The organism is Shewanella glacialimarina (assembly GCF_020511155.1).
GTDB lineage: Bacteria > Pseudomonadota > Gammaproteobacteria > Enterobacterales > Shewanellaceae > Shewanella > Shewanella glacialimarina.
The window spans coordinates 3,868,765-3,882,061 of the sequence record NZ_CP041216.1; the positions used below are offsets into that span (position 1 = coordinate 3,868,765).

A 13,297-nucleotide genomic window follows, 5' to 3' on the forward strand; every position below is an offset into this window, starting at 1 on the left:
TTTCGAAAGCTAGACTAGGTCAAATACTTAAATCCAAACAGCTTAAATCCAAACAGCTTAAATCCAAACAGCTTAAACAGTGCTGCTTTAATCTAACCGAGCAAGGTTTCTAAGCATTGCTCTTCAATGCCATAGAAAGCTTTAATGTCGGCTATTTGCTGCAATATAGCGCTGTTGTCGCGGGCTTGGGTACGCTTTTGAGCTAAAATCATTTTATTTTTGCTGGTGTGTTCAAGTGAAATAAACTCAAATACTTGCGTATCATAACCGTGGGCTTCAAGCAGTAATGCGCGCAGGCCATCGGTGACCATTTCAGCTTCTTGGCCTAAGTGAATACCATGCTGTAATAACGGTGCTAGCAAAGTCGGACTTTTCATTTGTGGGCGGATTTGTTTGTGACAACACGGCGAGCACATGATAATTTCCGCGCCAGTTTGAATCCCCATATGCAAAGCATAGTCAGTGGCAACATCACAGGCATGTAAGGCTATCATGATGTTAATCCCCTGGGCTTTAAAGTGTTGCACATCGCCCTGCTCAAACTTAATCCCGGTTAAGGCTAACTTGTTTGCGGTTTGATTACATAAATCGACCAGCCCTTGGCGAAGTTCTACACCGGTAACTTGAGTGCTCACCTGCAGTTTATCGATAAAATAGTCGTGCACAGCAAAGGTTAAATACGCCTTACCTGAACCAAAGTCGGCAATATGTACTTCACTATTGTTGGCTAGACCGGTGTTATCAATTGCCCGTGACAACACTTCAATAAATTTATTGATTTGCTTCCACTTACGCGACATCGCAGGAATAATTTCGCCGCTGGCATCAGTAATACCTAACTCGCGCAAATAAGGACGGTCTTGTTCAACAAAACGTTTTTTAGCACGATTATGCGGCGCGGCTTCACTATTAATTGCGGTATTGACCTCACTGGCTTTAGGCGCATTTTTATTGCGGTATTTATTGATCAATACCTTGCCTTTCTTGCTGATACTCAGTTGAACCTCCCACTCTTGGGTGATCAAATGTGCATTTTGGAACTCGCTTTCGAGCCATTGTTGGCTCAAGGTTTCAACCTCAGCAAGCTCAACATTTTTAGTAATGTGATTGGTACGGTATTCATATAAACAAGACAGCAACCGTTGGCCTTTTAGCTCCACAGGACGCATAGCAATACGCTTAAGTTCTTTATTGTCGCCACAGTATTTTGAAAACACTAAACGTTGCAGCGTATTATCAGCTAAAGCACTGGTACATTGTTGCACAAAGCCATTAAGTTCGAGGGTATTGACGTTCGACATTGAAATCTCGTTTACAGTAAATAATTTAAAGCTGCGCTGCGCGCAAATGGTGATAAATAATCACTCACAGCCTATTCAGTGCTCTATTCTACACCATCTAACGAATACAACTCTCCTCTTGATGACATTTGTCTGTGCAAGTTAAATCATTTCCCCAGAACCAAGTCCAAAACACGATTAACCACGCAATTCATCAACATCAAGCTGCCAGCTAAAAAACCAGCACTTTCATTGCCGGCAACGTGCTTTCAATCAATAAGACAAAATACATGTTGAGGCGCCGATTTAATCAGCATATTTTATTGTTAAAATTGTGCAAACAATCTTATATAACCTGAGACTTGTTCTATGCTTACAAGGTACTAGGTCGTATAACTAGGTGGCTCTGGGTCATATAGTGACATGACTTTTAATAAGCGCATGTAATAACCATTTCATGAAGATAATAACTCACAAGAGATCTTACTATGACCAAACGAGCCTTAGTGTTATCTGGTGGCGGTGCTAGAGGTGCTTATCAGGTCGGCGTACTTAAGGCGATAGCTGATTTACACAACAAAAATGCGCACAACCCTTTCTCAATTATTAGCGGGACGTCATCGGGTGCAATTAATGCCGTAGGTCTGGCGGCTTCTGCTAACAATTTCCGTCTTGCGGTTAAAAAGGTTGAATATTTTTGGCAACACATCACAGTCGATCGTGTTTATAAAGCGGGAGCATTGGATCTGCTCAAAAGTGGCGGCACCCTATTATCGTCCATGCTAAATCAAGGCATTGGCATGAATCGTCCGTTGGCTTTTTTAAATAATGATCCCTTAAGAGCCCTACTCGCGCACACCATACAATTTAAAAATATACAAAAACGCATTGATGCCGGCTATTTGGATGCTGTGGCCATTAACGCCACAGGATACACATCAGGAGAGTCAGTCAGTTTTTTCCAAGGTAAATCAGACATCAAAGGCTGGCGCAAAGGCCGCAGAGTGGGAGTGCCTACACGATTAGCAGTACAACATCTTATGGCTTCATCTGCCATTCCTACAATATTTCCCGCAGAGAAGGTTAGCCGAGAATATTTTGGCGATGGTGCCTTAAGACAGCTAGCACCACTGAGCCCTGCACTTAAATTTGGCGCAGATAAAATCTTGGTCATAGGGGTCAGTGGTAACGCGGGAGTCATTCCCAAACGTGAAACCACTACCCATTCGCCTTCCCTTGCACAAATGGTAGGGCACTTATTTAATAGCGCGTTTGTCGATAGCTTAGAGCATGATGTAGATATCATGCTAAGGATGAACGATCTGATTCGGATCACTAAAAATCAAGTAGCCTATACTGAACAAGGTGAAGTCAGAGCAGTTAATTTATTAGCGCTAAATCCTAGGGTGGAATTCGATAAAGTCGCCGCTAAGCACGTGCATACCATGCCATTTGCCATGCGATCCTTGATGAAAACCACAGGCGCGACGGGTAAGGGAGGCGGCGCTAGTTTTGCCAGTTACTTGCTGTTTGAACCCGGATTTTGTAGCGAACTGATTAGCAAAGGCTATCAGGATGCTATGGAAGAAGAAGCCGCTATTAGAGAGTTTTTTCTTGATTAACAGCCCAACTAATTAAAATCACCCGACCATTAATGTAAAAAAACCATGATTGAGATTATTCCTCGGCATACCGATTAGCACCGATCTTTTGTTGATGCTTGTTGAGTAATTTAGCCAATTCGCCACTGCTTTCCATTTTACGCACTGAGGCATTAAAAAGGCTAAGGATCATGTCTTGATGTAATGACTTTCTTGATACCAGCATATGAAAACTTTCTTTTACATTGTTGGGTGTTGGCCTAGACACCAAGTCTGGCGGCATAAGGTCATGTTGTTTCAGGGCTAAGGTGCCATAAAATGACTCCTTACGGTCAAGAAAGAATTTACAGCGATTTTTCTTGAGCATGTCTGACAAATGGCTCATGTAGGGAGTCTCTATTAGGCCTAAGTGTGGCGGCCAGCCAAACTGTACATAATTAAAGCCCTTTATTCCACATACCTGACCGTACTTCGACAGGTCTTCCAATTTTTCAATGATAGGTTCTGAGATAAAGCTACTTTTAAGGTAAAAGTAGCTTGGCGTGAGATAATAATAGGCTTCGGAGGCACGAAAATCGATTTCTCGTTTGGCATTGAGCGATGCACTCATGGCTGCATCAATCGAACCATTACGCAAAGAATGCAAGCATCGCACCCAAGGACGTACCTGAATTTCATATTCAAAAGCTGTTGAGGAAAAAACTAAAGCCAATAATTCAATGTCATAACCATCACTTACAGCAGTAGGTTTACCATTTTCTCGAATAAAATAATTAAAAGGTGGAAATTCAGTATCTTCTATACAAAATTTTAATACCGTAGATGATTGTGATTTTGTTTGCTTAGCCAATACTGTTGGGGTCGAAAATAAGCTTAATAAACAAACGACTGACAATACCAACAATAATCGTGCTAGCAATCCTTTGACCAAATGAAAAAATAATAAAAGCTGCATATCACCTCGGTGCGGGTAAAACGCTAAATATCCTTATTCTGCTTAAAGTATAGCGCCTGAAATCAATTACCATTATTAGCAATAGTCACTAAAGCATAGTTGAGTATTTAATATTTATCCTACAAAGTTGGTGGTATATCCAGTACTGCTTTCTTCCTCGTTCTGCTCGCTAAATGCCAATCACACTCACCATAAAATGGAAAATTTGGCACTACCAATTGGTAATATTAATCATCTATAGTATCGGCCATCTTCAAAGCAACACCGCCTGAAGAATCTAAGCACATAAATTTAAATCAATTTAATACCAAAACAATCGGTTTAGGGGTAGCAATGTTTAACACTAAAACTCCGTTAAGAGGCTTGTTGGAATGCAACCAAAGTGACCAAGGACGGCATATCGATGCTGCCGCAGAACATGTTAAATCGCTAAACTGACTCAGTTCACATTAGATGTGACTTTTTGGTGAGCAATAAATTGCTCCGAATGGCTTGGCGTATCTGGGTGTGAAGTTCAAAAACGCGGCTAAGATCATTTAGATTTAAGGATAGGTTTTCTAACATAACCAGATCAAAATTGAATTCAGGGTAATGAAGTGACATAGACATATATCCAGGTAAGTAGCCTGTATGGCTGTATTCTGTGATGCCATCTTCTGTATTGATTCTAAGCCCATAGCCATAACTCATATTCGGCCATAAAAATTTAATACGGGTATGAGAGCGTGTCATAAGATCATAGCTTTTAGGGCTGATAAGCTTTCCTGAGTGTAATTGATGCTGAAATTCGGCAAACGCAGCTGCAGATGCAATCAATCCTCCAGCGGGAAGTAATGATGCGTCAATAACCAGATTTGCAGGCGCAATAACATCCGATTCATTCAAGCCTATAGCCAGCGAAGCCAGGTTTTGTCGAATGGTTTCAATACTGCCTACTTGCGCATAAAGTCCGTTGAGCTTGTTAACCTGTGAAAATTGAGCAATCTGCATAGCAAATGATTGTTGATTTACCTTTTCGAGCAGTTGACCTAAAAGCGCATAACCAAAGTTGGAATATTCAAATTGGCTCCCTGGCTCAAATCGATTGGGCTTGCCGAGTTCATCCACTCCCGATGTGTGGCTAAGCAGATGGTGTATGGTAATTCTTTCATCATATTGGTTGGGAAGAAATGAAGATGCACTTTTATCGGAATTCGTCTCAATGCCATGTTGAAGCTTTCTTTTATCCAGTGTTACATGGTCAAAAAGATAACGATTAAGTGAGTGATTTAAGCCGAGCTTGCCAGCATCAACAGCTTGTAATACCAAAGTTGCGGTGATTTGTTTAGAGAGTGATGCCATGACGAAGCTTGACGCTTGATGAATGCCCTCGCCTTTTTGCAGTTCGAGAAGTGGTATGCCATTTTCGATTAACATGACGCTGCCACTAAATGGCTGCAATGAATCATTTATAGCGGCTTGGATTAAGATATTGATATCTTGTGGTTTTGGTACTGTTTTAATGCTTGCATCTTTAGAAAGATTATCGCCTTGTAACAAGGAGGTATTGCTATAGCTGTAACCACTTAGTAATAACAAAACACTGAACAGAATTGTAGCGACTGCGCGAAGATTCATGGGTTATCCTTAACTTTAATAGCAATAATGAATTTATTTTCTAAGGGTGCAAGCTTTGCACAACCTAGTTGCACGAATAACAAACCGCACACGCTAAAAAGGACTGAATAATTTCAGTCCTTTTTATGTACCAATATAAATGCGATCAGCACTAACTTAACGGGTTTGCTATAAGCCTAATGCCTTTGCAATGCGCTGGCCATAATTATCATCTGCTTGGCTAAAATGTGCGACCATTTTTTGCTGCACATCTAGGCTTGCTTGAATAAGCGATCCGCTAATGGTGTTAATTAAGCGCTGCTTTTCATCCGCTGAGAACATGCGATACAAGTTACCCGCCTGGCTAAAGTCATCTTGATTGTAACGACTATAACGTGCTGCTTCTCCGTCTAAACGCAGTGGTGGCTCAGCAAAATTAGTCACTTCCTGCAATGGTGTTGTCGAGGTGTTCGGACCATAGTTAGCGCTCGCATCACCACCGGTTTGACTACCATTAAATGGACATTGAGTTCCCGCCATTGCCCCACCACGTTGATGATGGTTGGCTTTAGCTGCATGCGGACAGTTAACCGGTAACTGATTATAGTTTGCCCCTATGCGATAACGTTGGGCATCGGCATAGGCAAACAAGCGCGCTTGCAACATCTTATCTGGCGATGCGCCGACTCCAGGCACTAAGTTACTTGGCGATAGCGCCACTTGTTCCACTTCGGCAAAGTAGTTTTCTGGCATGCGGTTCAGCTCAAGTTCACCTATTTCAATCAATGGATAATCAGAGTGCGGCCATACTTTGGTTAAATCGAACGGATTAATAGCATAAGTATTGGCTTCAGCCTCTGGCATAATTTGCACATTAACCGTCCATTTGGGGAAGTTTTTGTCAGCGAGTGCGGCAACCATGTCACGTTGTGAAGAGTCAGGATCAATTCCCTTTAGCTTATCTGCTTGCTCATTGGTTAAATTAACTACTCCTTGTTGAGACTTGAAGTGAAACTTAACCCAAAAGCGCTCACCTTTGGCATTCCAAAGTGAAAATGTGTGTGATCCATAGCCGTGCATTTGACGATAATTTGCAGGAATGCCTCGATCAGACATTAATATGGTGACTTGATGCATAGCTTCTGGGTTGTGCGCCCAAAAATCCCACATGGCTTGTGGATCTTTTAGGTTAGTTTGTGGGTGACGTTTTTGAGTATGGATAAAATCTGGAAACTTAATACCATCACGTAAAAAGAATGTCGGGGTATTATTACCCACAATGTCATGATTACCGCGAGCGGTATAAAAACGTAATCCAAAACCGCGAGGATCACGTTCTGCATCTGCTGATCCCATTTCGCCACCTACGGTAGAGAAGCGCACAAAAGTTTCTGTTTGCTTACCCACACCGTTAAAATGATCTGCTATGGTGTAGTCACTTAAATCTTTAGTCAGCGTAAAAACGCCATAAACACCTGTACCTTTAGCATGTACGATACGCTCAGGAATACGCTCGCGATTAAAGTGCGCCAGCTTTTCAATCAAATGCCAATCTTGCAGTAAAAGAGGCCCCCTTTCACCTGCTGAAAGAGAGTTTTGATCATCCGCTATTGGTGCACCATTTTGACTGGTTAAATAATTTACATTGCTCATTTATATTCCCCTAATTACTTTCAAGTAACCACTGTTCGATTAAGTCGTAAACGGTTGCCATTGTGTTTCCCTCGGCTGTCGTTATCGTATAAAGCGATAATATAGAATAATAGTAAACAATAAAAACGATTAAAATAGATAGTAACAATCGATTATGATAATCAGGAGAGTATATAAGAAAGTAAGAACCGATTAAAAATGCAATAAAAAGCCGAAGCATGCTTCGGCGTTGTCGCAAAATAACAAGGTTATTCTGAAGATGGTTCCGCTGCAGGCTCGCGATACAATTTTACTAAATAATAAGCATCAATTAACACAATGAAAAAATTCACTAACGCGACTGGAATAGCATCAATCGCTAAACCATAGGCAACAAATAACGCTGCGCCGACTAAGTTCCACCAGCGAAGTTTTTTTATATTCGCCATCATTAAGGATATCGCCACCACTACCGAAGCAAGATACCCCACCCATTCCCAAACTGTTGCTGTATCCATATTTATTCCCCTATCACGCTGTTTTATTGAGTATAGTCTGGGTCTGTGGATCTTCCATGCTAAAATTCATCTCAACATACCTATAGATTTTAGCTCAATATGATGAGGTCTAACGTTCAACAACCGCAGCTGTCATCCGTGAGATACAACATAAATCATTAGCACTGTTATGGATTAAAATTTCCCACACTGAACTACGTTTGCCTATATGAACTGGCTTTGCTGTGGCAGTTAATGTGCCATTGCGAGAGGCTTTTAAATGGTTTGCGTTAATTTCCTGGCCAACACAATAGAACTTGGTGAAATCAACAACAAAGTTTGCTGCATAACTGGCAACGGTTTCAGCAAGCGCGATGTTTGCACCACCATGCACTATACCAAGTGGGTTGTGTACACTAGGGTCGGCGGGCATAGTGGCCTTAAGATAGTCATCACCAATTTCGGTAATTTTAATCCCTAGGGTTTGCATCAGTGTGCCTTTGCCATTCATCCCTGCATCTAAGCGCTCGCAATCTGCAAGTGTTACTTCTCTAAACCAAATACTCATTGAATACATCCAGTTAACAATTGTTTTTCCAGTGTACTGTGAGATGGTATCAGAAGAAATAATTAACTGGTAAATTGCGCTTTATAATTCATATACTGTATTACTCGCAATAAAAAAGGGAGCAGAAATGCTCCCTAATTATCTTTTACATTAAGTAAGTTAACTCAATTTTTTATCACTTAAAACTGTGCTACAAAAGAATCTGAACACAAGGTGCTCGATGCTTGACAGATTTTGTATGTTACCGAGCTTGCCGTTGTACTGAAACGGTCACGGTAACGCCCATCGTTATCTGTGGTAGTAATCATCTCATCATCACGATACACATCGACAGTTCCACCAACAGCCCCGTCCCAACTCAGGTCAACAAGTGCACTACCACGGCGTGAGACTAATACCCGAGAAACATAGGCTTCAATACTGTGTGCAAACACTTCGACATCCATCATGGTGGCGTTAGTATTTCCTTCAGCATCAGTTACCGTCAAGCTCACTGTGTAAACACCTGCTGCGGCATAGCTGTACACAGGATTTGCATCAGCTGAGATTGAACCGTCACCAAAGTCCCAGGAATAGGTAGTTATGTCATTATTGGCATCTGAACTCGTGTCAGTAAAGCTGACATTTAATCCATCAATCACATATTCAAATCCTGCAACAGGGGCAGCTGGAGCTGAGTCACCTAAACCCGAAATGGTGAGCCCCCAACTATTCAGTGTCCCCGTATCTGCGCCAACATTATCAGACACAGATAATGTCCAATCGCCCATGGCCATTTCACCGTTAAATGCACTTAAATCCCATGATTTAACAATATTATCAGCACTGCCGCCATCACGATTATGCAGAACAGCTTCAGTCCCGTTGGGCGATGTTAAAGTAACAATTAAATCGCCTATCCAAGTATGAGAGATATCAACATTTGCCGCTAATCCAAAAACTGCAATATCATCAGCAACATTAATTGTGCTACTAATACCTACGGCATTGTTATCAGGAATATCCACTGGAGAATTATTGCTATAAGGGAAATCACTCAGCCCTTGTGGATAAACGGCTAGTGCTACTGATTTGGTTTTAACAGTTGCACCATCATCTCCTGTTACCGTAATAACGTAATCACCCCAGGCTGCATTTGCTTCAGTTACTACATCAACAGTAAAGTCATCACCAGCACCAACTGATGCGCTTGATAAGCTCACGCCATTTAAGCTAGGTGATACATCAACCGTCAATGCGACATTGCCATTCCAACCAGCTACGCTGCCTAGACTAAAATCATAACTTACTGCACTGCCCGCCTCCACTTCTTGTAATGCGGGTGAGGCAGTAAAGCGATAACCTGGTGCTGGGTTTGCTTGGTCAAGGGCTGATGCCACATTTAAACGCGTACCAGCTACTGTTAGTCCTGTTAATGACGCATTAGAATCACCCGATGCCATCAGTAACTCTTTCATTTCTTCCGCGCTAAGATCTGGATTAAGTGACCACACCAAAGCCGCCGCACCTGTAACATGGGGCGTTGCCATTGATGTACCAGAATAAGTATCATAACTGCCACCAGGTACTGTGGACAAGATAGCCGAACCAGGAGCGCCCATATCAACGCTGGTTAAACCCCATTGAGAAAAGCCTGACATATTGTCATTGCGATCAGTACTGGCGATGGCCATTATGGCATCTGAATCGTAACTTGCTGGATAACTAGGTGTAACATCATTATCGTATGCGTCATTACCCGCTGCTGCTAAGAACAAAATTCCTGCATCACCTGCTGAATCTATAGAATCTTTAAGCGCTTGGCTAAAGCCACCACCGCCCCATGAATTGTTTGTCGCTTTAACATCGACACCATGGTTTAGCTTGAGATTTGTCATGTAATCAATACAGGCAATTGCGGCTGCAGTTGTACCTGAACCACTTGCATCTAAGAACTGACAACCAATAATACTAACATCCCAGTTAACGCCAACGACACCTACACCATTGTTACCTTTAGCGCCAATAGTGCCCGAAACATGTGTACCGTGGCCATTGCCATCCATTGGATCACCAGTATTGGCATTTGCGTTATAGCCGTGAATATCATCAATAACACCATTACCATCATCATCGATACCATTACCCGCGATTTCACCAGGATTTACCCACATATTCGCTTGCAAATCAGGATGATTATAATCCACCCCAGTATCAATTACGCCAACAACCACATTACGGTCACCCGTTGACGTATTCCAGGCTAACACGGCATCAATATCTGCACCGGCTAATCCACCGGATTGGCCGGTGTTATGTAAGCCCCAAAGGTCAACAAAACTTGGGTCATCGGGAACACCTATTGCGCGGACAATGTAGTTTGGCTCGGCATATTTAACCGCCGGATGTTTGCTGATCATTTTGATCGCTTGCTCAACATTAGCACCATTTCTTAGACTTAAACGAGCCAACTTTCCATTCAAAAGGTGACTGAATTTATCATCCACCCCGTCTGCATTGATGTCTTTAATGGTTGCGCCAACAAGCTTTTGCGCTGACGAACGTTCAAATTTAGTTACATTGTCTTTATACACCACCAAGATGGTATCTTGCTGGTAAGTCACTGCTTGCTTAGCCATCACTGGCACTGCGGAAGTCATTGCCATTGCAGACGCTATGGCTAATGCAACAGGTGTTATTTTAATCGACATATACTGGTTTCCTATCATCCTTTTTGATTCCAGAACCGGTACTGCTGAATATATCAAAAGAGTGTCTTTTGACTTATCAAGGACATATTCATCCGGCAATTTTATTACCTACAGATTGTTGCCACAATGTAATAGCTTTGGGAAGAATGACTTAGATAATTACCACTTTACTACTAAGTCACTTAACCTAACCCGTTAGAATGGGTTTTACGAAAAACGCAACCTAACCCGCTGTAAATAAATAAAAATAAAAATTTAATTTTATAATAAACTGCATTTTACATCCGCAAATTAATACTCTTTAGTCCAATTGTGAGGCAATTGTTAACCCCGTAAGTTGGTCGAGTTAATTTGGCTCTATCTAATGAGTCATTGCCGAAATGTTTCACGTAATGCAAAGGAGTGTGATCATGCAGATTTCAATGGCAAAAACATTGTGCATCGCCCTCCTGCTGCCAAGCTTTGTATTAACCGCTTATGCTCAAGAGATTAAATCAGATCAACTTGATCTAAATTTACCTATCACATTGCAAGCGCTGTTAGAAAATAATGATCGTGGCGACATGATTAATATCATCCAACAGGGCATGCTAAACCAAGCAAGTGTTATACAGGCAGGAGAACTTAACCAGGCTTCTATTTTGCAGCTAGGAGAAGGGAATCAGGCTTATATTGCCCAATATGGTGTGAATAATGAAGTCGAGCTGTTGCAAGCAGGTGAAAACAATAATGCTTCGGTTACCCAAACAGGAAACGATAATCGAGTGCAGTTAAACCAACTAGGAAGTGCAAATTTCTCAATTGAACAGATTGCAGATGGTGCTGCAATCACAATTACGCAATATTAAACAGGGAGCGTCATATGAAATCGCAAACAACTAAAACCTTACTAGCTTTAGCCATTGCAGCAGGTCTGTCTTCACAAGCTTTTGCCAGTGATGAAAGCATTATTAACATTATGCAGAACGGTGCTGGCCAGGATGTAAAATCTGAGCAAACAGGTTCTCTAAATGTATCTGATGTTAGTCAAACTGGTAACGATCAAAGCGCGATCATTGCTCAAGATGGTGTGTGGTTAGAGTCTTACGTGACGTCAGTTGGAGATGAAAATGAAGTTGAAGTTAATCAAACTGCTGACTGGCATATTTCTAATGTTGCCTTAGAAGGCGATGAGAACTTCACTAAAGTCACTCAAGATGGTTTTTTCAACCAAAGTGATGTGCAAATTACAGGTAATGTCAACAATGTCGATGTTGAACAAGTAGGTGGATTGAATGAAAGTATTGTTGAATTACTTGGCGATAACAATAGCAGCAAAATTAGCCAGCAAGGTGATAACAACTATGGCGTCTTTCGCGTTCAAGGCAATGATAACGATGGTGATACAACCCAAATTGGCAACGGCAACCAAGCAGGTTTAATTGCATTAGATTTAACTCCTAATGTAGGCAATAACAACGATGTGACCACTTATCAAGAAGGCGACAGCAACTTAGCTGCCGTTCGTGGCATTTTAGGTAATAACAACACTGTTGATATTGAACAGGTTGGCAATCTAAATACCGGTTTTGTTTACTCACTTTCAGGTTCAGATAACGATATTAATATTGAACAAGAAGGTGACAATAATAATGCCGTACTAGAGTTCACTACTGGTAACGATAATGATATGGAGATTGATCAAAAAGGCCAAAACAACACTGTTGGAGAAACATTTGTAGCGGCTGTAAATGGTTCTGACAACATTATCGATATTGAGCAACATGGTGACAATAACCTAACTGAATTTGAAGTTATTGGCGATCAAAATGATGCTGATCTAGAGCAGGAAGGTGATAATAACTATGCTGCATTCGGTGCTTACGGCGATGATAACCATTTCAATCTTTCATCGGATGGAAATCAAAACACCATAGAAGCATTAGCAGATGGTAATGATAATTTAATTGATATCGATCAAGAGGGTGATATTAACTTTGGCCATGTTGATATTCTCGGCAATGATAACAAAGTGGATGTTGAACAAGATGGCACTGATAATGAAGCCATAGTCTCTGTTCTAGGCGATCTTAATACTCAAGTGGATGTCACTCAAGTGGGTGATCTCAACCTGGTTGATTTACTGGTTATGGGCAATGAAAACTTAGTTGATATCATGCAATCAGGTAATGGTAACTGGGTGGGTGGTGAATCGAGTGGAGCTTTCACTGTAGAGGGTGATAACAACAGCTTCATGGTGACACAAACGGGTAATGATAACCTAGTGACAGGCTCGCAAACTGGTTTTGATAACACGATTAATGTCTCACAAACAGGTGATTTCAACAGCGCGTTAGTCATTCAAAACTAAACTATAGATATAACGTGTAATAAATCACACTAAAATGCAAAAAGGGAGCAATTATATTGCTCCCTTTTATTTACCATTACTCATTGAGTTCACTCCAATATCTCAATTAATCCTACTGACACCTAACC

Annotated in this window: 10 protein-coding genes; 3 read left to right on the forward strand and 7 right to left on the reverse strand. The window is 41.4% G+C overall.

Features of this window, described 5'->3' with window-relative positions; all coding sequences use genetic code 11:
- Positions 1-92 precede the first annotated feature (92 nt).
- Positions 93-1,301: a class I SAM-dependent methyltransferase gene (locus tag FJ709_RS16885; RefSeq protein ID WP_226411337.1), complete on the reverse strand. Its 1,209-nt coding sequence runs from the start codon at positions 1,299-1,301 to the stop codon at positions 93-95.
- Between the two features lie 467 nt (positions 1,302-1,768).
- On the opposite strand from FJ709_RS16885, the gene FJ709_RS16890 reads away from it, so the two are divergent.
- Positions 1,769-2,902, forward strand: a complete 1,134-nt coding sequence (locus tag FJ709_RS16890; RefSeq protein ID WP_226411339.1) for a patatin-like phospholipase family protein — start codon at positions 1,769-1,771, stop codon at positions 2,900-2,902.
- A gap of 55 nt (positions 2,903-2,957) precedes the next feature.
- Here the strand turns inward: FJ709_RS16890 and FJ709_RS16895 are convergent, their stop codons facing one another.
- The 6 genes from FJ709_RS16895 to FJ709_RS16920 form a co-directional block, all read right to left on the reverse strand.
- Positions 2,958-3,836, reverse strand: coding sequence for a substrate-binding periplasmic protein (locus FJ709_RS16895; RefSeq protein ID WP_226411341.1), 879 nt, complete (start codon positions 3,834-3,836; stop codon positions 2,958-2,960).
- Between the two features lie 444 nt (positions 3,837-4,280).
- The gene (locus FJ709_RS16900) at positions 4,281-5,453 is read right to left on the reverse strand and encodes a serine hydrolase domain-containing protein (RefSeq protein ID WP_226411343.1); all 1,173 of its coding nucleotides are present in this window, start codon (positions 5,451-5,453) and stop codon (positions 4,281-4,283) included.
- A 168-nt stretch (positions 5,454-5,621) separates the two neighbouring features.
- Positions 5,622-7,085, reverse strand: coding sequence for a catalase KatB (gene katB, locus FJ709_RS16905; RefSeq protein WP_226411345.1), 1,464 nt, complete (start codon positions 7,083-7,085; stop codon positions 5,622-5,624).
- A 248-nt stretch (positions 7,086-7,333) separates the two neighbouring features.
- Positions 7,334-7,582: a YgjV family protein gene (locus FJ709_RS16910; protein ID WP_226411347.1), complete on the reverse strand. Its 249-nt coding sequence runs from the start codon at positions 7,580-7,582 to the stop codon at positions 7,334-7,336.
- A 109-nt stretch (positions 7,583-7,691) separates the two neighbouring features.
- Positions 7,692-8,129 (reverse strand): PaaI family thioesterase, encoded by a 438-nt coding sequence (locus FJ709_RS16915; protein ID WP_226411349.1) that lies wholly within the window; start codon positions 8,127-8,129, stop codon positions 7,692-7,694.
- 179 nt (positions 8,130-8,308) lie between these two features.
- Positions 8,309-10,819 carry a S8 family serine peptidase gene (locus FJ709_RS16920; protein ID WP_226411351.1) on the reverse strand — a complete coding sequence of 837 codons (2,511 nt, stop codon included), beginning with the start codon at positions 10,817-10,819 and terminating at the stop codon, positions 8,309-8,311.
- A 422-nt stretch (positions 10,820-11,241) separates the two neighbouring features.
- Here FJ709_RS16920 and FJ709_RS16925 point away from each other — a divergent pair, with 422 nt between their 5' ends.
- The gene (locus tag FJ709_RS16925) at positions 11,242-11,667 is read left to right on the forward strand and encodes a curlin (RefSeq protein WP_226411353.1); all 426 of its coding nucleotides are present in this window, start codon (positions 11,242-11,244) and stop codon (positions 11,665-11,667) included.
- Positions 11,668-11,681: 14 nt separating this feature from the next.
- Complete coding sequence (locus FJ709_RS16930) at positions 11,682-13,169, forward strand: autotransporter outer membrane beta-barrel domain-containing protein (RefSeq protein ID WP_226411355.1); 1,488 nt, start codon at positions 11,682-11,684, stop codon at positions 13,167-13,169.
- Positions 13,170-13,297 lie beyond the last annotated feature (128 nt).